The following is a 22,986-nucleotide window of genomic DNA, read 5'->3' on the forward strand; positions in this document are numbered from 1 at the left end:
CGCGGACGGCTTCGATGGACGCTGGCAGCGCGATTGGGCAGACTTCCCGGAGCTTTCCTTTGAAGATGTCCACGTCCATGCGTCCTTTCCGCCTGTTGATCGTCATCCTGTTGCTGGGTTTTGCGGCGTTGCCCTCGCTGCACGCGCAGGTTTCAGGCTCGCCTTACTCGGTCGTCGTGCCGGTCACCGACACCAGCGATGCGCAGCGTGACCAGGCATTTGCCACGGCGCTCGGACAGGTGCTGACGCGAGTCGCCGGCGGTCAGGATCTGCGCAGCAAGCCCGGTTATGCCGATGCGCTGGCCGGCGCCGCCTCGATGGTGCAGAAATTCCAGTACCAGCGCGCGGCGACCGGCCTGGTGCTGGAGGTGAATTTCGAGCCGGGCACGGTGCGTCGGCTGGTGACGAAACTGGGTGTGGCCAGCGCCGGCATCAAGCCGCCGGTGCTGTTGCTGGTGCAAGGGTCCGATGGCCACTTGCTCGACAACGCCGCGCTGGCCCCGCTCGCCGCGGCGGCGAATGCCCGTGGCACCAACGTGGCGTATCCCGATGGCGCTGCGGTGGATGCCGGGAAGGCCGCGGCGGCCGATCCGGCCACCCTGGCCGCGATCAACCAGCGGTACCACACCGGCCTGATGCTGGTCGGCAAGCTGCACGATGGCGGCGCGGACTGGACGCTGATCTCCGGTGGCCAGCCGCAGCATTGGAACGACCAGGGCGCGACCGAGGATGCGTTGCTCGGCGATGCCGGCAACAGCATGGTCGACCGCCTCGGCAAGCAACTCAACGTGATTGGCGCCAGCCCCAGCGAAGGCAAGCTGTGGATCAGCGGGCTGGCATCGGCGATGGACTACGTGAATCTGCTGGCGACCTTGCGTGCCGATCCTGCGGTGACGCAGGTGACGACGCTGGGTGCCGAGAACGGCAGCGTCCTCTTGTACGTCAAGGCGTCCCTGCCGATGAAGGCGCTGGCCGCGAACCTCGCCGCAGGCGGCCGGCTGTTGCTGCAGGGCGAGCCGCACCCGGGCGCGGATGCAAACCTGCGCTGGCTGAAGTAATTCGGGGCGCGCCGGGTGAATCAAGACAAGGACAACTCACGGCGCTGGCAGATGTTCGCCATCACGGCCGTCATCGTCTACCTGATCTGGCTGCTCGCGCCGGTGCTGATGCCGTTCGCGGTCGCCGCCATGCTGGCTTACCTGGGCGACCCGCTGGCCGACCGGCTGGAGCGGCTGGGGATGAACCGGATGTGGGCGGCCACGATCGTCTTCGTGGTGATCATGGTGGCCGTGGTCGGCGTGCTGCTTTTGCTGATTCCGCTGATCGCACGCCAGGTCGAGAACCTGGTCAGCAACCTGCCGCGCTACGGCGACTGGGCGCAGAACACCGCGTGGCCGTGGCTGCAGGCGCGCTTGCACCTGGATCCGCACATGTTCGACAGCGATCGGCTGCTGGCCTTGATCAAGTCGCACGTGGGCTCGATCAGCGGCATTGCCACGACGGTACTGGGCAAGGTGTCGCGTTCCGGGCTGGGCATCGCGATGTGGCTGACCAACCTGGTGCTGATACCGGTCGTGGCGTTCTACCTGCTGCGCGACTGGGATCGGATGGTGGCGAAGATCGACGGCATGCTGCCGCGCTCGATCCAGCCGACCATTGCGCATCTGGCGCACGAGTCCGACAAGATCCTCGGCGCGTTCGTGCGTGGCCAGTTGCTGGTGATGCTGGCGCTCGGCGTGTTCTACGGCACCGGACTCGGGCTGGTCGGGTTGTCGGTGGGGCTGCTGATCGGCATGGTCGCCGGCCTGCTCAGCTTCGTGCCGTACCTCGGCTTCATCATCGGTTTCGTTGCCGCGGTCATTGCCGTGCTGGTGCAATTTGGCGACTGGACCCACCTTCTGCTGGTCTGTGGCGTGTTCGTTCTGGGCCAGCTGCTGGAAGGCTACGTGCTGGTACCCAAGCTGGTCGGCGACAAGATCGGCCTGCACCCGGTGGCGGTGATCTTCGCGGTGCTGGCCGGTGGTTACCTGTTCGGCTTCCTCGGCGTGCTGCTGGCGCTGCCGGCCGCGTCGGTGATCATGGTGCTGCTGCGCTACCTGATCGAGCGCTATCGCATGAGCGAGCTATACAACGAGCACGGACCGGACGACCCGGTGATCGCTGAAGTGGAGGTCGCGGTGCATCGCGATGGCGAGGTGGATGCCAGCACGTCCGCGCCTGCACCGGACGATCGGGCCGCGCCATGATTCCGCAGTTGCCGCTGGCGTTGCGCTGGCCGCGTCGCCAGCGCTTCGAACATTTCCATGCCGGCGCCAACGCCGCCGCGCTGGCTGCGGTGCAGGCGCTGGCGCTCGAGCCCGGCGCGCCGTGGGTGTATCTGCATGGCGCGGGCGGCAGTGGCCGCAGTCACCTGCTTATGGCCGCCTGCCAGGCGGCGAGTGCCGCGGGGCGGCGCGTACAATACCTGCCGCTGGCGAGCGTGGGCGATCACGCAGCCGCCTTGCGCGGCGTCGCCGGCAGCGAACTGCTGGCGCTGGACGACCTCGGCGCCATCGCCGGCAATCGCGAGGCAGAGCACGCGCTGTTCGATCTCTACAACCGCGCCCGCGCCGAAGGCAGCGCACTGTTGTTCGCCGCCGATGCCACGCCCGCTTCACTGGGCATCGAGCTGCCCGATCTGCGCTCGCGGCTCGGCGCCTGCACGCAGTTTGCATTGAAGCCGCTGGACGACGACGAGCGCCGTGCCGTGCTGAAAGCGCAGGCCGCGTCGCGCGGCATCGATCTGGACGACAGCGTGCTGGACTGGCTGTTCGCCCGCTATGCACGCGACCTCGGCGCGTTGCTCGATCTGCTCGACAAGCTGGATGTGGCCTCGCTGGCGGCGCAGCGGCGGATAACGGTGCCGTTCCTGCGGAGCTTCCTGCGTGATGCCGGCGAGACGACGTCCTGAAACAGCGAAGGCGCCCGAGGGCGCCTTCGTTCAGTAGTTTGTCGAAAACTACTCAGGCCTTGAGCAGCTCCGGTGTCGCCTGCTGCCCGATCGCATCGACCATGGCCTTGGCCACGTTGAGGTTGCCGGCGATGATGTTGCCGCTGGCGGGAATGCCGTCGCGGCCGGCGAAGTCGCAGTAGCGGCCGCCGGCCTCGTGTACCAGCAGCACGCCGGCCGCCATGTCCCACGGCTTCAGGCCGATCTCGAAGTAGCCGTCGTAGCGACCGGCGGCGACATAGGCCAGGTCGAGCGCGGCGGAGCCGGAGCGGCGGATGTCCTCGGCCTGGCCAAGAATCGCGCGGGTCATGTCCAGTTGCGGCACCAGGTGCTCGCGCTGGCGGAACGGGAAACCGGTGGCGATCATCGCGCCGCCCAGGTTCTCGCGCTTGGACACGCGCATGCGGCGGTCGTTGAGGTAGGCGCCGTCGCCCTTGCTGGCGGTGTACAGCTCGTCGCGCAGCGGGTCGAAGACCACCGCGTGGATCGGCACGCCCTTTTCCAGCAGCGCGATCGACACGCAGAAATGCGGGATGCCGCGCAGGTAGTTGTGGGTACCGTCCAGCGGGTCGATCACCCAGGTCAGCGGGCCCTTGCCGGTCGCGCCACTTTCCTCGGCGAGGATCGCATGGTCGGGATAGGCGCGGCGCAGTTCCTTGATGATTTCCGCCTCGGCCAGCTTGTCGACTTCGGAGACGAAATCCATCTGCTGTTTCTCGACGACGTTGAGGCCGTCGATGCGGTTCATGTAGCGCAGGATCACGTTGCCTGCAGAACGCGCGGCGCGCGCCGCGATCGTGACGTGTGGTCTGGCCATGGATTTCGACTTTGGAAGAGAGCGGGGTTGCGGCCGGCGATTCTAGCAGAGGCGGGGCATCGAAGCCCGTCCGGCGGCCCCCGGGCCGTCCGGCTGCAGGCGTGCTTCCGTTATCCTTGTCGGCTGTCACTCCATTAGGGCCGCGTCATGTCCACAATCGACGACCTTACTGCCCGCATCCGCTACGTGCTGGTGCGCACCTCGCATCCGGGCAATATCGGCAGCGCGGCGCGGGCGATCCGCACGATGGGTTTCCAGCGGCTCGAACTGGTAATGCCGGCGCGGTTTCCGGATCGCGAGGCGAATGCGCTGGCTGCCGGCGCCGACGAAGTGCTGGAGAGCGCGGGCATCCACGAGGACATGATCGGCAGCCTGGCCGGTTGCAGCCTTGCGCTGGGCCTGTCGGCGCGCCGCCGCGGCGTGAACCTGCCGGAAATTTCCCCGCGTGAGGCGGCGCAGCAGGTGCTGGCCGCCGCCGCCCGTGGCGAGCAGGTGGCGCTGGTGTTCGGCAACGAGCGTACCGGGCTGGAGAACGAGGAGCTCGCCCGCTGCCACGCGATGGTGCGCATTCCCAGCGTGGACGACTTCAGCTCGCTCAACCTGTCGCAGGCGGTGCAGGTGATGGCTTACGAATTGCGCGTGGCGATGCTTGGCGACACGCCGGTACCACCACCGCTGCACGAGGAACCGCCGGCCGATGCGGCACGGATGGAGCAGTTCTACGTCCACCTGGCGCAGACGCTGGACGACATCGACTTCCACAAGGGGCGCGAGCCGACCACGATCATGCTGCGCCTGCGCAAGCTGTTCCAGCGCGCGCAGCCGGACGAACGCGAGTTGCGCGTGTTGCACGGGATTCTTGCCGATGCGCAGCGGATGGCGGAGTTGGCGAAGGGCCAATAGTCTGATATCGACGTTGCAGGAACATCCGCGCGTGCACGATGTCCTGTGGGAGCGACTTCAGTCGCGATGCTTTTTTGCTGTCTGACAGAAGCATCGCGACTGAAGTCGCTCCCACATGACGGTCTGGTCCTACTGCTCGTCGTCAGATGGTTCCAGCGACGGTGCCGGGGTGACCAGCAGCTTGTCGATGCGTGCGCCGTCGAGGTCGACCACTTCGAAGCGGATCCCGTGCCAGGCGAACACTTCGCCGGTTTGCGGCACGTGGCCGAGCGCGGTCATCACCATGCCGGCGACGGTGCGGAAGTCGTGTTCGTCTTCGCCCGGCAGCTCACCGATCTGCAGCAGTTCGCGCAGATCGTCGGTGGGCAGGGCGCCGTCGATCAGCCAGCTGCCGTCGGCGCGCTGCATGATCGGGCTGGTTTCGTTGCCGCCGCCGTGGCCGATCTGGCTGGCACCGACCACTGCCGCGAGCAGGTCGTTGACGGTCACCACGCCTTCGATGTCGCCGTACTCGTCGACCACCAGCGCCAGTGGCGTCTCGGCATCGCGGAACTCCTCCAGCAGGTCCAGCGCGCGGGCGGTGGCCGGCACGAACAGCGGCTTGGACAGGTGCTCGAACAATTCCATCTTGCCGTCGGCAAAGCTGCTCAGCAGGCGCTTGACCTCGACCACGCCGACCACGTCGCTCTCGTCGCCGCGATAGACCGGATAGCGCGAGTAAGGCGTCTGCCGCAGCACCTCGATGTTCTCTTCCAGCGTGCCGGCGATGTCCAGCCAGGCGATGCGCATGCGCGGCGTCATCACGCTGTCGACCGTGCGGTCGCCCAGGCGCAGCACGCGGTTGACCATGTTGTGCTCGTCCTGGTCGAGCACGCCTTGTTCGGCGCTCTCGGCTACCAGCAGGCGGATCTCGTCCTCGGTCACCACGCCGCGGCCGTGCTGGTTGACCCGCAGCAGCCGCAGCAGCAGGTTGCTGGAGACGTTCAGCAGCCACACGAACGGTGCAGTGATACGCGACAGCACCAGCATCGGGATCGCCACGTACGACGACACCTTCTCCGGCGCGGACAGCGCCAGCCGCTTGGGTACCAGTTCACCGATCACGATCTGGATGAACGAGATCAGCACGAAGCCGAGTACGATGCCGATGATCCGCGCGTACGGCAGCAGCCACGCCAGCCGTTCGCCCCGCAGTACGTCGGCGATGTGGCCACCCAGCGCGTCGCCGGCGAGCGCGCCGGTGATCAGCATCACCAGGGTGATGCCGACTTGCACGGTGGACAGGAAGTGCTCCGGCGCCTCGGCGTGGCGCAGGGCCATCGCGGCCTTGCGGCTGTTCTTGGCCATCTGCTTGAGGCGGCTCTTGCGCGACACCACCAGCGCCATCTCCGACAGCGCGAAAAAGCCGTTGCACAGGGCCAGGACGAGGACGAGCGCGATTTCGGTCAGCATCGCGGTGTAGATGGAGGAGGGTGCATGGGCACAGTGTAAGGGATGCCTGCGTTGAACAGGTTGGCGGCATTCCGGGCAGCGCGCCTCGCCTTTCGCCTCCGGCTGGCCGGGTGCGTTGATGCGGGGCAACATGACAGTCCTGTAACATTCCCGTCATCCCGTTCTCTCAGGCATGGCCCGCATGTTTTCACTGCAAACGATTTTCGGCAAAGGCGACAAGTTCTACGGCCTGCTCGAGCAGAGTGCGGCCACCGCCGGCGAAAGCGCCAAAGCGCTGCATGAACTGCTGACCAAACCCGATTCCGGCTCGGTGATGGCCGCATTCACCGCCACCCGCGCGCGCGAAAAGGAACTGGCCGCACAGATCAGCGAAGGGCTGGTGAATACCTTCGTCACTGCGCTCGACCGCGAGGATATCGAGGCGCTGAATTCGGCGTTGTACAAGATTCCCAAGACCGTCGAGAAATTCGCCGAGCGCTACGAAATCGTGGCCGATCGCCTCGTCGGCGTGGATTTTGCCCAGCGCGCGCTGGTGTTGCAGCGCTCCAGCGAAGTGGTTGCCCAGATGATTGGCGAATTGCGTCGCGGCTTGCGCATCGACCCGGTGAAGAAGCTGCAGGATCAGCTGCAGGCGCTGGAATCGGAAGGCGACCGCATGCTGCTGGCGCCGTACCGCACCTTGTACGTCGAGGGCGGCGACGTGATGCGCGCGATGCTGGCGAAGGATCTGTTCGAGTTGATCGAGAAGGCCATCGACAAGTGCCGCGACGTCGGCAACATCGTTTATTCGATCGTCCTGAAGAACTCCTGAGGCCGCTGCCGTGATCCTGCGCATTCCGCATTGCCTGCTCGCGATGCCGCCATTACGCGCCTGCCAGCAGGCCCGCCAGCAGCCGACCGGAGGCCGCGCATGAGCATCGTCATCGCGGTGGTGGCAATCGCGCTGGTCTTCACCTACATCAACGGTTTCCACGACACCGCCAACTCGATCGCCACGGTGGTGGCGACCAAGGTGCTCACACCCGGCCAGGCGGTGCTGCTGGCGGCAGCCACCAACCTGATCGGCGCGTTCATGGGCACGGCGGTGGCGGCCACGATCGCCTCTGGTCTGATCAACGCCGGCGTGATCGAGATGAGTTCGCAACTGCTGATCTGCGCGCTGCTGGCGGCGATCGTGTGGAACCTGATCACCTGGTGGCTTGGCCTGCCGTCCAGTTCCAGCCATGCGCTGGTCGGTTCGCTGGTAGGCGCGGCCGTTGCCGCCTCCGGCAACAACTTCGACTCGGTGATCTGGGTCGAAGGCAGCCTGCTGAAAGGCCACGGCGTGATCCCCAAGGTGATCATCCCGATGGTGCTGTCACCGGCGGCCGGCTTCGTCATCAGCTTCATCCTGATGGGCGCGCTTTACGCGCTGCTGGCCTGGTTCGCGAACCGGCGGGGCTGGTCGCGCCGGTTCGGGCGCACGCCGTTCGTCAATTTCTTCTTCGGCAAGGCGCAGATCGTATCGGCCAGCGCGATGGGCGTGGCGCACGGCATGAACGATGCGCAGAAGAGCATGGGCATCATCGCGCTGGCGCTGGCCGGTGCCACTGCCGCGCATCAGTTCGATCACCTGCCGGTGTGGCTGGGCTTCCTGCGTATCGCCGAGAATCCCGCTGGCGGTTTCGCCATTCCGGTGTGGGTGAAGGTGGTCTCCGCGCTGACCATGGCTGCCGGTACCGCCGGCGGCGGCTGGCGCATCATCAAGACGCTCGGCCACAAGATGGTCAAGCTGCATCCGATCAACGGCTTCGCCGCCGAGACCAGTTCCGCGCTGGTGATCCTCACCGCGTCGGCGTTCGGCATCCCCGTATCGACCACCCACAACGTGTCCGCCTCGATCATGGGTGTAGGCGCAGCCAAGCGCTTCAACTCGATCCGCTGGTCGGTGGTCGAGCGCATGGTGTGGGCGTGGATCCTGACCCTGCCGATCACCGCGCTGCTGGCCTACGGGCTGGTGGTGGTGTCCCGGCTGGTGTTCTGAAGTCGCTCCCACAGCAGCTTCCTACAGCGCGTCTTCATCCGTGGCGATGATCTGTTCCAGCTGATCGCCCAGCACGCCCAGTTCGCTCACGACGCGCTGCAGTTCGTCGGCGTCGAGAAATTCGTACGGACGGTTCTCGCACAGGTGCAGATAAGGCGAGCCGTCCAGGTCGGCAACGGCCAGGAAGCCGGTGCGCTGCTGCCAGTTGAAGCGCAGGCAGCGAATGGCATCGGTGCCGGCAAGCGGGCCGATCGGGGTGGAGATGCGCAGGTAGCGCCGGCCCGATTCATCCTCCAGTTCCGCCAGGTAGATGCCCTGATGGCGTCCATTGGGCAGCGCAAGATCGAAACTGATCAGGTACGGGTCGTTGTGGCGCAGCTCGTGCTGGCTGCCGATGTGGGAACGCACGGCTTCGAAGTGACGCATGCTGCGGCTTCCGCTGGCGGAGGGCGCTGTTACTCTGCCACGTATTACCGTCTACGTCGCGTCAGGCACCGCATGAACGACAGTCACCAGCGCATCTACGCCGCCATCGCCGCGATTCCGCGCGGCCGGGTCGCCAGTTACGGCGCGATCGCGGCCCGTGCCGGTTTGCCGGGCCGGGCGCGGCTGGTCGGCCGGCTGCTGGGCGAAGTGCCCGACGGCATGGTGCTGCCGTGGTTTCGCGTATTGCGCTCCAGCGGCCACATCGCGATGCCGCCGGGCAGCCGCGGTTTCCGCGAGCAGTCGCGCCTGCTGCGGGCCGAAGGCGTCGAAGTGAAGAACGGCCGCGTGCCGCTGTCGCGGTTCGGCCTGGATGGCGATCTGGATCACGCGTTGTGGGGCATGCCCCCGCTTCAATGAAGCAAGCTCAGAGGCCGCACTATCGTCCACAGCCGACATGCATTCGGGCGTCCGGCGCACACTGATCTCGCGAAGCAGATCCCTCCATTTGCTAGCATTCCCCGGATGCCCACTTCACTCGACCTGCTCCAAAGCGTTTTCGGTTATCCCAGTTTCCGCGGTCAGCAACAGGCCGTGGTCGAACATCTGAGCGAAGGTGGCGACGCGCTGGTGCTGATGCCGACCGGCGGCGGCAAGTCGTTGTGCTACCAGATTCCCGCGCTGCTGCGGCAGGGCACCGGCATCGTGGTGTCGCCGTTGATCGCGCTGATGCAGGATCAGGTCGATGCATTGCGCGAAGCGGGAGTGGCCGCTGCCTACCTCAATTCCAGCCTTGGCGCCGAGGAACAGCGCGAAGTCGAACGGCAGTTGCTGGCCGGCGAGCTGAACCTGATTTACGTGGCGCCGGAGCGATTGCTCACCTCGCGCTTCCTCGACCAGCTCGAACGTACCGAAGTGGCGCTGTTCGCGATCGACGAGGCGCACTGCGTGTCGCAATGGGGCCACGATTTTCGCCCCGAATACCGCGAGCTGGCGATCCTGCACCAGCGTTTTCCGCAGGTGCCGCGGATCGCGCTCACCGCCACCGCCGATCCGCGCACGCGCGAGGAGATCGTCGAACGGTTGTCATTGCGCGATGCACGCCAGTTCGTGTCCAGTTTCGATCGACCGAACATCGGTTACCGGGTCGGCCTGCGCCACAACGCGAAGCGCCAGCTCGGCGAATTCCTGCAGGGCCACCAGGGCGAATCCGGCATCGTCTATTGCCTGAGCCGGCGCAAGGTGGACGACACCGCCGCATGGCTGGCCGAAGCCGGCATCGAGGCGTTGCCGTACCACGCCGGACTCGATGCGGCGACCCGCGCGAAGAACCAGAAACGTTTCCTGCGCGAGGACGGCGTGGTGATGGTCGCCACCGTCGCCTTCGGCATGGGCATCGACAAGCCCGACGTTCGCTTCGTGGCGCACCTGGACCTGCCGCGCAGCATCGAGGGTTATTACCAGGAAACCGGCCGCGCCGGCCGCGACGGCCTGCCGGCCGAGGCGTGGATGATCTACGGCCTGTCCGACGTGGTCACCATGAGCCAGATGATCGCCCAGTCCGAATCGGCCGACGAACGCAAGCGCGTGGAACGGCAGAAGCTGGAATCGCTGCTGGCCTACGCCGAGGCCACCGACTGCCGCCGCCAGCTGTTGCTGGGCGCGTTCGGCGAAACCTATCCCGGCCCCTGCGGCCATTGCGACAACTGCGTCGCGCCGCCAAAGACCTGGGATGCCACCGTGCCGGCGCAGAAGGCCTTGTCGGCGGTGTACCGCACCGGCCAGCGCTTCGGCTCCGGCCACGTGATCGACGTGCTGCGCGGCGAGGAAACCGAGCGCGTGCTGAGCCTGCATCATCATCAACTCAGCACGTTCGGCATCGGTGCCGAGATGGACGAGAAACAATGGCGCTCGGTGTTCCGCCAACTGCTCGCCGCCGGTTTGCTGGAAGCGGACGCCGAAGGCTACGGCACCTTGCGCCTCACCAGCGCCAGCCGCGCCGTGCTCAGCGGCGGCAAGTCGGTGAAGCTGCGCGAGGATGCCCGCCCCGAACGCGCCAGCCGTCGCCGCCGTGACAGCAAACTCGTCACCGGCGGCAGTCTCGGCATCGAGGCCTACGAACAGACGATGTGGGACGAGCTGCGTGCGTTGCGCACGCAGCTGGCGAAGCAGCAGGGCGTGCCTCCGTACGTGGTGTTCCACGATGCCACCTTGCTGGCGATGCTGCGCGCGATGCCGGCCAACGAGGACGAGCTGGCCACCATCAGCGGCGTCGGCGAAGCCAAGCTCAAGCGCTACGGCAGCGATTTCCTGGCGGTGATCAACGCCGCGGAATAGCCGGCGCGCGGTGGCATCTGTTCACAAACCTCCAGCCGTCTTCCGGGGGAGGTTCGAACAACCGATTGTTTTGCTCGTCATTCCGGCGAAGGCCGGAATCGCATTTCAGCAGCGAAGCAAGTCGTCGCACTTTCATGGGTCAGCATCAGGTGACGCCACGAAAGTGCGACTCCGGCCTTCGCCGGAATGACGACTCGGGGCAGGGTGCATTTCACGTCGACGCGGCGGCATGGGTTTATTCCGACCATCCAGATGGCTGTTACGCAAGCTTCGGCGTCCTGGCGCGGTTTCGCATCGTCGGGCCGCTGCGAGCGCATTTCGAAGGCGAGCTTGGCGAATGATGACAGCGCTGTCATAGTGGCTGCCGACATGAGCACCCGACATGCAGTCCCGGCGCGGGTGCGGGTAATGTACGTTCGCGTCTGCATACGTATTCAGCCGGACACGGCAAGGGCTGCGGTGCAGACTCGGGCGCATTTGATGCCATGACGTTGGGGAGACGCGATGAGCACGATGGACACGACAGGCGATGGGCTGGGCCAGCGCGCTACTGCGCGGGTGGTGTTGATCTCGGCGGCGGCGGCGCTGGGCGGATTCCTGTTCGGCTTCGACACGGCAGTGATCAACGGCGCGGTCGACGCGATCCGCGGCGGCTTCACGCTGGATGCGGCGCAGACCGGCTTCGCGGTGTCCTGCGCACTGCTCGGCTCGGCGCTGGGCGCGTGGTATGCCGGCATGCTGGCGAACCGCTTCGGCCGCGTGCGCACGATGCAGGTCGCGGCGGTGCTGCTGGTCGCCAGTGCGCTGGGCTCGGGGCTGGTGACCGGGGTTTGGGACCTGATCCTGTGGCGACTGGTCGGCGGCATCGGCGTGGGCGTGGCCTCGGTGATCGCGCCCACCTACATCGCCGAAGTGTCGCCCGCGCATATCCGTGGCCGGCTTGGCTCGATGCAGCAACTGGCGATCGTGCTCGGCATCTTCGCCGCGCTGCTCAGCGACGCCTGGCTGGCCGGTACGGCCGGCGGCGCATCGGCACCGTTGTGGTTCGGCCTGGCCGCATGGCGCTGGATGTTCCTGGTCGCGACAGTGCCGGCGCTGATCTACGGCACCCTGGTGCTGGGCGTGCCGGAATCGCCGCGACACCTGGTCGCCAAGGGCCGCATCGACGAGGCGCGCGTGGTGCTGCGTGAGGTGCTGAACATGCACAGCGAAGCGGCGCTGGACAGCAAGTTGCGCGACATCGAGGACAGCCTGCGCTCGGAACACAAGCCGCGCCTGAGCGACCTGCGCGGCAAGGCCGTCGGCCTGCTGCCGGTGGTGTGGATCGGCATCCTGCTGTCGGTGTTCCAGCAGTTCGTGGGCATCAACGTGATCTTCTACTACTCGTCCACCTTGTGGCATTCGGTCGGCTTCAGCGAAGCCGATTCGTTCACCATCACCGTGGTCACTTCGGTCGTCAACGTGCTGGTGACGCTGGTGGCGATCGCGCTGGTCGACCGCATCGGGCGCAAGCCCTTGCTGGTGGTCGGCTCGGCCGGCATGGCGATCACGCTGGCGATGATGGCGTGGTGTTTCTCGCAGGCCACCGGCAGCGGAGACACGCTGAGCCTTCCCGGCGTCACCGGCATGGTCGCGCTGGTCGCGGCGAATGCCTACGTGGTGTTCTTCGGCGTGAGCTGGGGGCCGGTGGTGTGGGTGTTGCTGGGCGAGATGTTCCCGAACCGGATCCGCGCCACCGCGCTGGCGGTGGCCGCCGCCGCGCAATGGCTGGCGAATTTCGCGATCACCAGCACCTTCCCGGCGCTGGCCGAACTGGGCCTGACCTTCGCCTACGGCCTGTACGCGGCGTTCGCGCTGATTTCGCTGCTGTTCGTGCTGTTCGGCGTGCGCGAGACCAAGGGCATCGAACTGGAGGACATGCACGCATGAGGACGATGGAGCACTCCTTTTCCGCCGGCGCGGCCAGCGTCGCGGTGGCTGTCGATTGCCGCTGCATCGAGCAGCGGCGGGCGGTTTACGCCGCGCGCCGCGCAAAGCGGTTAGGATTCGGGATGACCGGCGGCGCGGCGTCGTCCGGCGAACGGACTGCGGATCAACCGACGAATGGCAAAAGCCACATCGATCGACATTGCCCATCTGGCCGGGGTCTCCCAAGCCACGGTGTCGCGGGCGTTGCGCGGCAGCCCGCTTGTCAATGAGGAAACCCGGCGGCGCATCCAGGCCGCCGCCGAACAGCTCAACTACAAGGTCGACAAGAACGCCTCCAACCTGCGCCGGATGCACACCGGCACGCTGGCGCTGCTGTTCTTCGAGGACCCCACCGCCGACGAGTCGCACATCAATCCGTTCTTCCTGTCGATGCTCGGCTCGATCACCCGCGCCTGCGCGCTGCAGGGCTACGACCTGCTGATCTCGTTCCAGCAGTTCTCGCACGACTGGCACGCCGATTTCGCCGACAGCAAGAAGGCCGACGGCCTGATCCTGCTCGGTTACGGCGATTACCTGGCTTACCGCGACAAGCTCGAAAAACTGGTGGCCCAGGGCACCTGTTTCGTGCGCTGGGGCGCGGTGCTGCCCGACCAGCCCGGCGTCTCGATCGGCTGCGACAACTTCCGCGGCGGCCACGCCGTGGCCGAACACCTGCTGGAGCGCGGCTGCCGGCGGATCGCCTTCCTCGGCGACGCCTCCAGCCACTACCCGGAATTCTTCGGGCGCTATCGCGGCTACGTCGACGCCCTGCAGCAAGCCGGCGTGGAAGTCGACCCCGCGCTGCAGGAAAACGCCGAGAGCACGGAACACTCCGGTTACGAGGCGATGCGCAGCCTGATCGCTCGCGAAGTCGGTTTCGATGCCGTGTTCGCCGCCAGCGACCTGATCGCGATCGGTGCCATGCGTGCGCTCAGCGACCACGGCCTGCGCGTACCGCAGGATGTGGCACTGGCCGGCTTCGACGACATCGCCACCGCCAGCTTCGTCAACCCGCCGCTGACCACCGTGCTGCAGGACACCAAGCAGGCTGGTGAAGTCCTGGTCAACAGCCTGCTCGGGCTGATCCGGGGCGAGTCGATCGACAGCGAAGTGTTGCCGGTAAAGCTGATGGTGCGGCGGTCGAGTCTGCGCTGAAAAGTCGCGGCCGTTGGCCGTACGCCGCCATTCCCGTCCGGAGAGTTTCCATGCATATCGATCTCAGCAAGCGCCATGCGATCGTTACCGGCTCTACCGCAGGCATCGGCCTGGCAATAGCGCGCGGCCTCGCCGCTGCCGGGGCGCACGTCGTGGTCACCGGTCGTACCCAGTCACGTGTCGACGAGGCGATTGCCGGCATCGCAAGCAAAGTCGACGGCGCGCGCTTAAGCGGGGTGGCTGGCGATCTCGGCACGCGCGAAGGTGCGCAGCAGTTGATCGCGGCGGTACCGCGGACCGACATCCTGGTCAACAATCTGGGCATCTTCGAGCCGAAGCCGTTCTTCGACATTCCCGACGAGGATTGGCTGCGGTTCTTCGAGGTCAATGTGATGGGCGGCGTACGGCTGGCTCGCCATTACGCGCAGGGCATGGTGCAGCGTGGCTGGGGTCGCGTGCAGTTCGTGTCCAGCGAGTCAGCGGTGCAGATTCCCCCCGAGATGGTTCATTACGGCGTGACCAAAACCGCCCAGCTGGCGGTATCGCGCGGGCTGGCTGAGACGTTGGCTGGTACCGGCGTCACCGTCAACGCGATCCTGCCGGGGCCGACCCGCTCGGAGGGCGTCGGCGATTTCTTCGGCAAGATCGCGGTGGAGCAGGGTGTGCCACTGGAACAAGTCGAGCGCGATTTCATCGCCACGCATCGGCCGTCCTCACTGATCAGGCGGCTGGCCACGGTCGACGAGGTGGCCAGCCTTGCCGTGTATCTCGCCTCGGAACAGGCATCCGCGACGACCGGTGCGGCGATGCGCGTGGACGGCGGAGTGGTGCGCTCGGTGGTCTGATCGTCCGCCTGCTTCCCGAGCTGATGGAGTCAGTAGTTTCACCGTCGTCGGACCTTGCTTAATCTCAGTGCGTTGATTCCGCAACTGCGGCGGGGCATGCGGGGCGATCCGGTGCGACCGCGCGATGCGCCCCCATGTTGCGCCGTACCGATTGCGCCGGGGTCATCCAGACCAATCCTTTTGCCGCGCAATCGGCGGCGTAGTCGAACAGCGTCTGCATGTGCTGCTGATCGAAGTCGATGAAGCTGGCTTGCGGATAATCCACAGGGATCTCGGTGAGGTTGAATGTCATGCCCAACCGTTTCGCCGCGGCGATGTTGTCCACGATCGCTCCGCGGGTCTTGTAGGTCAGCTCGGCAGCGAAGGCGTTCGACAGGATGTCGATGGTGTTGAAGCGCGTGGTCCGTGGCGTGCGGGCGAGCTGGCCGTTGACGATCATGTACAGGTGCGCGCCGCGCAGCAGCGGCAGTTCGGTCGACTGGACGCCGACGATCAGCGGCATGCTGAACACCGAGGTGGTGACGCTGCCGTCCACGTGCATCTCGTCGTACTCGTGGTCGCCGTCGCGCACAGGGATCAGCACCGGCGCAAACACGCCCGGCACGCTGGCCGACGCGACCAGCACGTCGCGAAACAGCCTGCGTGCCGTGCCGCCGCCGTGCTGTGCAATCTCGCCGAGGTCCCACAGCACGGTCTCATGCTTGTCCAGGTCGGTGGTCGCCACGACCAGCCGGCGGCCCTTGTCGGCCTCGCGTGCCACGGCGTCGATCATCTGCGGCGTCACGAAGTGATCGACCAGCTGGAACAGCGCATTGTGGTGCGGCAGGCCACGCGGCGACAGCAGCCGGGACAGGATGCTGCGGGTAGGCGAACGCAACAGTCGTGCGCTGCGCTCGCCGGTGAAGGCTTGCTGCATGCGCGCATCCCACGCCGGCCCGAGAAACGCGAACGGCGCCAGCAGCGCACCGGCGCTCACGCCGGTCACCATCTCGAATTGCGGGCGCGTATGCGCGCGACTCATCCCGACGAGCGCCCCGGCGCCGTAGGCACCGCCCGAGCCGCCGCCGGACAGTGCCAGGATGTCGACCGAGCCGTCGGTCGCCGCGGCGCGAATGCCGCTGAAGAAGTCCGGCGCCAGCGCGGTGAACGTGCGCAGGTCGGTGGTGACCAGCCGCACGCTGGGCGGAAAGCCGACGGGCGTCGCTGCACTGATCAGGTCGGGCGGTGCCGGGCGACGTGGCGCGGTCTGGCAACCGGCCAGCGCCAGCATTCCGAGTACCAGCAGAATCGGCTTGCTTCGCATCGTGTTGCTCCCGAGGGCGACGAGTAGTGAGGCCTCCCGCTGCAGTATGCGACGCGACGAAAGGCCGCTTCAAACACCTTCGTCCGGCTGCCGCTGGCTTCATCCGTCGGCATGGGCGCCGACTCCGCGCCGGGACGACATGGCCGCGCGATTTTGGGTGCTCGCCGGCATGCGCTAGAGTCCGGGCCATGCCCTTGCCCGATCGAGACTGCTTGCCGGATACCGGCGCGACATCGCGCGCGGCCTTCGCGATGGAACACGTCAGCAAGCGCTATGGCAGCGTGCTGGCGCTGGACGACATCAGCCTGGCGTTCGCCGCGGGCAGCACCACCGCGCTGATCGGCAGCAGCGGTTCGGGCAAGTCCACCGTGCTGCGCCTGCTGCTGGGACTGGAGTGGCCCGACCAGGGCTGCGTCCGGGTCGATGGCCAAGTGCTCGAGCGGAGCGCCGTGCTGGCGCTGCGTCGACGCGTCGGCTACCTGACCCAGGACGGCGGACTGTTCCCGCACCTCACGGCGCTGGGCAACCTGGCACTGTTGCCGCGTCACCTCGGCTGGAACGCGCAGCGGATCCGCCAGCGCGCGCAGGAGCTGGCGGCGCTGACGCATCTGTCGCCGGCGGTGCTGGAGCGTTATCCCGCCGAACTCTCCGGCGGCCAGCGCCAGCGCGTCGCCTTGATGCGCGGGCTGATGCTCGATCCCGATGCCTTGCTGCTGGACGAGCCGCTGGGCGCGCTCGATCCGATCGTGCGGCACGAATTGCAGGACGAGCTCAAGATCATCTTCGATCAACTCGGCAAGACGGTGATCGTGGTCACCCACGACCTCGCCGAGGCCGTCTGGTTCGCCGACCGGCTGGTGCTGGTGCGCGGCGGCGCGGTGGTGCAGGACGGGCGCTTCGAGGATCTGCGCGACCGCCCGGCGTCCGCCTTCGTCACCCATTTCGTGCAGGCGCAGCGCCGGCTGCCGGAGCGCTCGCCATGAAGCGGCTGCTGCTTGTTTGTGGCGTGCTGCTCCTGTTGCCGGCATGGCTGCAGGCGGAGCCGGTACGCATCGGCTCCAAGCAGTTCACCGAGTCGGTGATCCTGGGCGAAGTGGCAAGGATCAGCGCGCGCGACGTTGGGGTCGATGCGGTGCATGAGCGCGAGCTGGGCGGTACCAGCATCCTGTGGAGCGCGCTGCAGCACGGCGATATCGACGTCTATGCCGAATACACCGGCACGATCACCCACGAGCTGCTGAAGGGCGTGGCGCCGGACGCCGACATCGCCACCTTGCGCGCGAAACTCAAGCCGCTCGGCATCGGCATCACCGACTCGCTCGGCTTCAACAACACCTACGCGATCGGCATGCGCGCCGATCGCGCGGCCCAGCTGCATATCCGCCGCATCTCCGACCTGCTGGCGCAGCCCGGGCTGCGCTTCGGCTTCTCCAACGAGTTCATGGATCGCGCGGACGGCTGGCCGGGCCTGCGGCAGCGCTACGGGCTGCCACAGACGCAGGTGCGCGGCCTGGATCACACCTTGTCGTATCGCGCCGTCGCCAGCGGCGCCGTCGATGCGATCGACCTGTACAGCACCGACGCGGAGATTCCGTACTATCACCTGCGCACGCTGGAGGACGACCGGCATTATTTCCCGCGCTACGAAGCGGTGTACCTGTACCGGTTGTCGCTGGAACATAGCGCACCGGCCGTCGTGACGGCCCTGCGCCAGCTGGCCGGCCGCATCGACGAAGACGCGATGCGCCGCATGAATGCGCGGGTGAAACTGCAGGGCATCAAGGATGGCGTGGTGGCGGCCGACTTTCTCGGCGTGCGCGCGGACGCCGATGGCGTCGGTTTCTGGTCGCGCCTGCTCCAGCGCAGCGTGGAACACGTGAAGCTGGTGGTGCTCTCGCTGGGGCTGGCCATCGTGCTGGCGATCCCGCTGGGCATTCTCGCGGCGCGGCTGCAGCGGCTCGGCCAGGTGGTGCTCGGGCTCACCGGCATCCTGCAGACGGTGCCGTCGCTGGCGATGTTTGTGTTCATGATTCCGCTGTTCGGCATCGGCACGTGGCCGGCGGTGGCGGCGCTGTTCTTCTACAGCCTGCTGCCGATCGTGCGCAACACTTACGCCGGCCTGGTCGGCATCGCGCCGGAGCTGCGCGAATCCGCCGCCGCGCTCGGTCTTCCGCCCGGCGTGCGGCTGCGCGAAGTGGAGCTGCCGATGGCGATGCGCTCGATCCTGGCCGGCGTCAAGATCGCGGCGGTGATCAACGTCGGTACCGCCACGCTGGCCGCCTTGATCGGCGCAGGTGGTTACGGCCAGCCGATCCTCACCGGCATCCGCCTCGACGACATCGGCTTGATCCTGGAAGGCGCCGTGCCCGCCGCGTTGCTGGCGCTGCTGGTGCAGGGCGTGTTCGAAGGTATCGAACGCTGGCTCACGCCGCGCGGCCTGCGCATCGAGGCGCGGCTGTGATACCCGGCGTCAATCCGTGGCGTCCGCGGTGCGTTGAAACTTGCCGTCGAGCAGCAGCCATGCGCACAGCGCGCTGAGCAGGGCGAGGCCGGCGGACAGCCACATCACCCAACGGAAACCGGCCACGAACGCGTTGCCGATCGCTTGCCGCAAGGCCGCCGCCGCGGCCGCCGGCGCATCGTGGGGAATCACGATGCCGGCCAGCTTGGCGCGTTGCTCCACTACGGCCGAGGCGACGCCGGCCGGCGGCGACAGCTGTGCGAGCGCTTCGTCGAGGCTGGCGTCGAACGCCGCCGTCAGCACGAGGCCGAACGCCGCGATCGCCAGCAAACCGGCCGCGCGCGACACCGCGTTGTTCACCCCCGACGCGGTGCCGGCGAGCTCCGCGCCCACTGCGTTCATCACGGTGGTGGTCAGCGGCGCCACGGTGATGCTCATGCCCAGGCCGAGCACGCAGATCGCCGGAAAAAATCCGGTCCAGTAGGCCGCGCCGGTCGACGGCAGGGTGAACAGCGCGAACCCGCACGCCGCGATGGCCGGACCGACCATCAGCGGCAGCTTCGAACCGAACACGTCGACCAGGCGGCCCGCCCAGCGCGACAGCAGGAACATGATCGCGATGAACGGCAGCAGCGCCGCGCCGGCCGCGGTGGCGCCGTAACCCTGCACCTGGATCAGGTTGAGCGGCAGGAAGAACAGCGCGCCGCCGAGCGCCGCGTACAGCAGCAGGGTCAGCAGGTTCGCGCCGGCGAAATCGCGCTGGCGAAACAGTGCCAGCGGCAGCATCGGCGCGTTGCCGCGCGCCTCGACCCGCACGAACACCACCAGCGCCAGCACACCGATCGTGGCAGCCAGCAGGATCGGCGCGGCCGTCCAGCCGCGCGCCGGCGCCTCGATCAGCGCGAACACCACGCCGGCCAGTCCCAGCGTAACCAGCATCGCGCCAACCACGTCCACTGGCTGGCGTCGCGACGCGCCCATGCTTTCGGGCACCTTCATCGCGCAGACCACCAGCAATACCGCGCCGACCGGCACGTTCAGCAGAAACGCCCAGCGCCACGAATAGTGTTCAATCAGAAAGCCGCCGATCACCGGCCCGACCGCCGCGGTGATACCGCTGAACGCCGACCACGTGCCGATCGCCGCGCCGCGTTCGGCCTGCGGGTAGGTGGCGCTGATCAGCGCGAGGCTGCCCGGCACCAGCAGCGCGGCGCCGATACCCTGCAGTGCGCGCGTAGCGATCAGTTGATTCACGTTGCCGGAAAGCGCGCAGCCGATCGAGGCCAGCGTAAACAGCGCCACGCCCAGCATGAACATGCGTCGGCGACCGAAGCGATCGCCGAGCGCGCCACCCACCAGCAACAGCGAGGCGAGGAACAGCGCATACGACTCCATCACCCACTGCGCATCGGCGGTGCTGGCATTCAGATCCCGCTGGAGGGCTGGCAGCGCCACGTTGACCACGGTGCCGTCGACGAACGCCAGGCCGGAACCGATGATCGCCGCCACCAGCGTCCAGTGCCGCGACGAAGCCGGGCACGTTGTCCCCGCCTTGCCACTCAGGATGACGGCGGAATCGCAAGGTGGTTTTCCGATATGGCTCATGGCGATCGCAATAGTGGAACGCATCCAGGCTTAGCCACCCACACCCACTTGTAGGAGCGACTTCAGTCGCGATGCTCTTCGCCCGGAATCCCGTCCGCCCATCGCGTTTGAAGCGATGCCTGCAAGAAGCTGACGAGACATCCCTGCGGAGCGTCAGCCGGCTTCCGCAAACGCCGTGACAACGAAATGCTGCACCTGGGGCTCGAACTCCAGAAGGAAGTCCCGATCCTCAGGATAGTATTTGGCTTTGAGGAGCTCATCGCCCGCAAAGGCGCGGATGCTCTCCTCCGAGTCCCAACGCGTAACGGTCATGAAGTGCGTGAGCTCGGACTCGTCGCGTCGCAGCACGGCAACGCTCAGGTTGCCGGGGACGGAACGGTAATCCGGAACGGCCCGTTGCTCCAGGAAGGCCTCATACGCATCGGCCTTCGAACGTGCGGTGACCCCATGCCACATGCGACAAATCATTGAACCCTCCCATGCCACTGAACGCCGGCGTCAAGCGGCGGCGCCGCGATCCGCCTTGACCGAAATGTCAGGTGACGGCTTCGACAAACACCGTCTGTGCGCCTTTTCTTTCGCAGGTGAGGTTGACCGTGCGACCGATGGCTCGCGTCCGATGCACCGTACCCGCCGGGATGACGACGCTTTGCCATTCGGTGAGCTCGATACAGTTGCCGCCCGCGAGATCGATTTGCAGCGTGCCCGCCACCACCAGAAACAGCTCGTCGGAATCCGGATGCTGATGCCAGCGATACTCGCCCTCGAACACCGCCAGCCGCATGCAGTCGGAGTTGACGTCGACCAGCACCTGGTTGCGGTAAGACTCGGTGACTTCGGCTTGTTCCGCGCGAATGTCGATGACCGCCAAAGCGGGATGGCGTGCCATCTGCGCTGAATACTCCTGTGCGGAAGGGAATTGCGATGTCATGTGGGTGCTCCAGTTCGCGGGCCAGCTCGCAACAAGGCACGCGCGTGAACAAACACAAGTGGCCACGGTGCCAAATTCATCATGGCGCAGTGCTCGACGAATGATGTTTCGTGCCGGGCCAGATGATGGCTTGCGCCAGGATGACCTGGTGGCCGTCGAACGTGGCTGCCGGCGGACCATAGAGTTCGTAGCCAAGCGCCAGCGCTTCGCTGACCCGGCGGCAGAAAGCCGCATCGTCCGGACCGGTCAATGCGCGATACACGGGCAGGTCGTTTGGCGGATGTTTCATGGTGACCTCGACGGCGTTGATGGGTCCCGGACTCAAACCCCGCCGCATCGCGGCGGTCGGTCCGGGCGAATGGCTAGTCCGTTTTTCTTTCGCGTAGCTGCAACACGTTGCCTTCCGGGTCGTGTCCATCACAGACGGTGGATTGCTGAAAGCGCCATTCTTGTCCAGGCGGATTCAGTTGGCCACCCAGCCTGGCTGCCGCCTCGCGAGATGCAGCGATGTCGGGCACGAAGAAGACGAGCTTGATGGGCGTTTCTGCGCGCCGCGCCGGTGGGCTTGCGATTTCGATGGATGACGCGATGGTCGGGGGAATGGCAAGAACAACCAGCTGAAACGCCGGCGATTCAAGCACGACGTGGTTCGCTTCCGTGTGCGCCACGTCTAAGCCGATAGTGCCGGCGTAGAACTTGCTGACCAGCGAAATGTTCTTCGCATAGATGACGGCGCCGGCCATAGCCTGACTGGACATGGATGCTCCCTGTGTTGGATGCGCTCAAGGCGCGGAACGCGAGCTCTTGCTGGCTGGCACATCCGCGGAGAGCCGATCCGCGGCCTGTCATCGGCCATGCACGGGTGAAGATGGCTTGCGCCCACGGACGGAAATCATGGGCGGTTGGGAAAGGTCAAGCATTCCGGCGCGCACGTTCTCAAGGTGCTGCTCGATCTCGTCATCCGCGACTATGCCATGGCTCAGCAGATCGCTTCGTATCATCTTTATCGTGGCAATTTCCAATGGTACGCATTCGGGCAGGGCGATCGGGAAATACGCCTCGGCCGCCATGTCCGCCAGGCCAGCTTCGCGAAACATCCGCGGCAGCTTTCGGCCGAAAGACAGGTCGGCGCCCCGATTCGACAACAGCGCCCGGAACCCCGATCTGATCCTGTTGGCCAGTTCCTGCTCGGCGCCGTATGGGTCGATGCAGCTCAAAGGCTGCAGTGCAGGATCGGCATCTTCGACCACCAGCCAGCCGCCGGGTTTCAGCGCGGAAATCATGTTGCGGAAGGCGCGCTCCCGTTCGGGTACGTGAACCAGGACCAGCCGGGCGTGCACCAGATCAAACAACTCATCGGGCGGTGGGTCGCGGGCCACGTCATGCTTGCGCACTTCCACGTTGCGGGTCGCCGCCTCTTTCGCCCAGGAGTCGTCGATGTCGGTTGCCAGTACGCGACCGGCCTGCCCGACGCGCTCGGCGATCATCCGAGCCAGCGCAGGCCCTCCGGCACCGACCTCCCAGCAGCGCCATCCGGCAGTCATGCCACAGGCATCGAACTGACGAAGCGTGCCTGGATTGAACAGCGCCGACAGTGCCGTGAAACGCTGTGCCGCTTCCGTGTTCCGGTTTTCCAGCAGGTAATCAGTCTCGGACATCTCTTCCTCGGTTCGAGCGTCATGTTGCGAGTTAAACGAGCTGTTCGCCATGAATACACCATTTCGATATGGTCGATCCAACTAGGCCGGTTACAAGCAGTCTGACAAGGTAAAAT

At 66.4% G+C, this 22,986-nt stretch carries 23 protein-coding genes; 13 read left to right on the forward strand and 10 right to left on the reverse strand.

Annotated elements, in window-relative coordinates:
- The first annotated feature begins 77 nt into the window (after positions 1-77).
- The 3 genes from CIW53_RS03055 to hda are packed head-to-tail and all read left to right on the forward strand — an operon-like array spanning position 78 to position 2,950.
- Positions 78-1,058: a DUF2066 domain-containing protein gene (locus tag CIW53_RS03055; protein WP_149363431.1), complete on the forward strand. Its 981-nt coding sequence runs from the start codon at positions 78-80 to the stop codon at positions 1,056-1,058.
- A 15-nt stretch (positions 1,059-1,073) separates the two neighbouring features.
- Complete coding sequence (locus tag CIW53_RS03060) at positions 1,074-2,246, forward strand: AI-2E family transporter (RefSeq protein WP_149363214.1); 1,173 nt, start codon at positions 1,074-1,076, stop codon at positions 2,244-2,246.
- Entirely contained in the window at positions 2,243-2,950 is a 708-nt protein-coding gene (gene hda / locus CIW53_RS03065) for a DnaA regulatory inactivator Hda (protein WP_149363215.1), read from the forward strand. Before CIW53_RS03060 ends, hda begins: the two co-directional genes overlap by 4 nt.
- A gap of 52 nt (positions 2,951-3,002) precedes the next feature.
- Here the strand turns inward: hda and CIW53_RS03070 are convergent, their stop codons facing one another.
- On the reverse strand, positions 3,003-3,806 hold the full coding sequence (locus tag CIW53_RS03070) for an inositol monophosphatase family protein (RefSeq protein ID WP_149363216.1): 804 nt from the start codon (positions 3,804-3,806) through the stop codon (positions 3,003-3,005).
- A gap of 147 nt (positions 3,807-3,953) precedes the next feature.
- On the opposite strand from CIW53_RS03070, the gene CIW53_RS03075 reads away from it, so the two are divergent.
- Positions 3,954-4,709: an RNA methyltransferase gene (locus CIW53_RS03075; protein WP_149363217.1), complete on the forward strand. Its 756-nt coding sequence runs from the start codon at positions 3,954-3,956 to the stop codon at positions 4,707-4,709.
- Positions 4,710-4,838: 129 nt separating this feature from the next.
- On the opposite strand, the gene CIW53_RS03080 is transcribed toward CIW53_RS03075, so the two are convergent.
- The gene (locus CIW53_RS03080) at positions 4,839-6,161 is read right to left on the reverse strand and encodes a hemolysin family protein (protein WP_149363218.1); all 1,323 of its coding nucleotides are present in this window, start codon (positions 6,159-6,161) and stop codon (positions 4,839-4,841) included.
- Positions 6,162-6,342: 181 nt separating this feature from the next.
- Here CIW53_RS03080 and CIW53_RS03085 point away from each other — a divergent pair, with 181 nt between their 5' ends.
- The gene (locus tag CIW53_RS03085; RefSeq protein ID WP_149363219.1) at positions 6,343-6,972 is read left to right on the forward strand and encodes a pit accessory protein; all 630 of its coding nucleotides are present in this window, start codon (positions 6,343-6,345) and stop codon (positions 6,970-6,972) included.
- A 99-nt stretch (positions 6,973-7,071) separates the two neighbouring features.
- Positions 7,072-8,184: an inorganic phosphate transporter gene (locus tag CIW53_RS03090; protein ID WP_149363220.1), complete on the forward strand. Its 1,113-nt coding sequence runs from the start codon at positions 7,072-7,074 to the stop codon at positions 8,182-8,184.
- Positions 8,185-8,205: 21 nt separating this feature from the next.
- Here the strand turns inward: CIW53_RS03090 and CIW53_RS03095 are convergent, their stop codons facing one another.
- Positions 8,206-8,610, reverse strand: a complete 405-nt coding sequence (locus tag CIW53_RS03095) for a hypothetical protein (RefSeq protein WP_149363221.1) — start codon at positions 8,608-8,610, stop codon at positions 8,206-8,208.
- A gap of 72 nt (positions 8,611-8,682) precedes the next feature.
- On the opposite strand from CIW53_RS03095, the gene CIW53_RS03100 reads away from it, so the two are divergent.
- From CIW53_RS03100 to CIW53_RS03120, 5 genes are all read left to right on the forward strand, one after another.
- Positions 8,683-9,027: an MGMT family protein gene (locus CIW53_RS03100; protein ID WP_149363222.1), complete on the forward strand. Its 345-nt coding sequence runs from the start codon at positions 8,683-8,685 to the stop codon at positions 9,025-9,027.
- A gap of 105 nt (positions 9,028-9,132) precedes the next feature.
- Positions 9,133-10,944, forward strand: coding sequence for a DNA helicase RecQ (gene recQ / locus CIW53_RS03105; protein WP_149363223.1), 1,812 nt, complete (start codon positions 9,133-9,135; stop codon positions 10,942-10,944).
- Between the two features lie 504 nt (positions 10,945-11,448).
- Entirely contained in the window at positions 11,449-12,873 is a 1,425-nt protein-coding gene (locus CIW53_RS03110) for a sugar porter family MFS transporter (RefSeq protein ID WP_149363224.1), read from the forward strand.
- 174 nt (positions 12,874-13,047) lie between these two features.
- Positions 13,048-14,067 (forward strand): LacI family DNA-binding transcriptional regulator, encoded by a 1,020-nt coding sequence (locus tag CIW53_RS03115; protein ID WP_149363225.1) that lies wholly within the window; start codon positions 13,048-13,050, stop codon positions 14,065-14,067.
- A 50-nt stretch (positions 14,068-14,117) separates the two neighbouring features.
- Positions 14,118-14,912, forward strand: a complete 795-nt coding sequence (locus CIW53_RS03120; protein WP_149363226.1) for an SDR family oxidoreductase — start codon at positions 14,118-14,120, stop codon at positions 14,910-14,912.
- A gap of 64 nt (positions 14,913-14,976) precedes the next feature.
- On the opposite strand, the gene CIW53_RS03125 is transcribed toward CIW53_RS03120, so the two are convergent.
- Positions 14,977-16,215, reverse strand: a complete 1,239-nt coding sequence (locus CIW53_RS03125) for a patatin-like phospholipase family protein (protein ID WP_149363227.1) — start codon at positions 16,213-16,215, stop codon at positions 14,977-14,979.
- Between the two features lie 251 nt (positions 16,216-16,466).
- Here CIW53_RS03125 and CIW53_RS03130 point away from each other — a divergent pair, with 251 nt between their 5' ends.
- Positions 16,467-17,198, forward strand: coding sequence for an ATP-binding cassette domain-containing protein (locus CIW53_RS03130; RefSeq protein ID WP_149363432.1), 732 nt, complete (start codon positions 16,467-16,469; stop codon positions 17,196-17,198).
- Complete coding sequence (locus CIW53_RS03135) at positions 17,195-18,676, forward strand: glycine betaine ABC transporter substrate-binding protein (protein ID WP_149363228.1); 1,482 nt, start codon at positions 17,195-17,197, stop codon at positions 18,674-18,676. Before CIW53_RS03130 ends, CIW53_RS03135 begins: the two co-directional genes overlap by 4 nt.
- Before the next feature lie 9 nt (positions 18,677-18,685).
- Here CIW53_RS03135 and CIW53_RS03140 read toward each other — a convergent pair whose 3' ends face one another.
- From CIW53_RS03140 to CIW53_RS03165, 6 genes are all read right to left on the reverse strand, one after another.
- Positions 18,686-20,281 (reverse strand): MFS transporter, encoded by a 1,596-nt coding sequence (locus CIW53_RS03140; protein ID WP_149363229.1) that lies wholly within the window; start codon positions 20,279-20,281, stop codon positions 18,686-18,688.
- A 153-nt stretch (positions 20,282-20,434) separates the two neighbouring features.
- Positions 20,435-20,737 carry an antibiotic biosynthesis monooxygenase gene (locus tag CIW53_RS03145; RefSeq protein ID WP_197736608.1) on the reverse strand — a complete coding sequence of 101 codons (303 nt, stop codon included), beginning with the start codon at positions 20,735-20,737 and terminating at the stop codon, positions 20,435-20,437.
- 79 nt (positions 20,738-20,816) lie between these two features.
- Positions 20,817-21,170: a cupin domain-containing protein gene (locus CIW53_RS03150; RefSeq protein WP_242451748.1), complete on the reverse strand. Its 354-nt coding sequence runs from the start codon at positions 21,168-21,170 to the stop codon at positions 20,817-20,819.
- A gap of 121 nt (positions 21,171-21,291) precedes the next feature.
- A complete protein-coding gene (locus CIW53_RS03155; RefSeq protein ID WP_149363231.1) occupies positions 21,292-21,501 on the reverse strand; it encodes a DUF1737 domain-containing protein in 210 nt (69 codons plus the stop codon).
- 73 nt (positions 21,502-21,574) lie between these two features.
- Entirely contained in the window at positions 21,575-21,970 is a 396-nt protein-coding gene (locus CIW53_RS03160; protein ID WP_149363232.1) for a VOC family protein, read from the reverse strand.
- 87 nt (positions 21,971-22,057) lie between these two features.
- Positions 22,058-22,921 carry a methyltransferase domain-containing protein gene (locus tag CIW53_RS03165; RefSeq protein WP_197736609.1) on the reverse strand — a complete coding sequence of 288 codons (864 nt, stop codon included), beginning with the start codon at positions 22,919-22,921 and terminating at the stop codon, positions 22,058-22,060.
- Positions 22,922-22,986 lie beyond the last annotated feature (65 nt).

This window comes from Rhodanobacter sp. T12-5 (assembly GCF_008329435.1).
In the GTDB taxonomy this organism is placed as follows: Bacteria; Pseudomonadota; Gammaproteobacteria; order Xanthomonadales; family Rhodanobacteraceae; genus Rhodanobacter.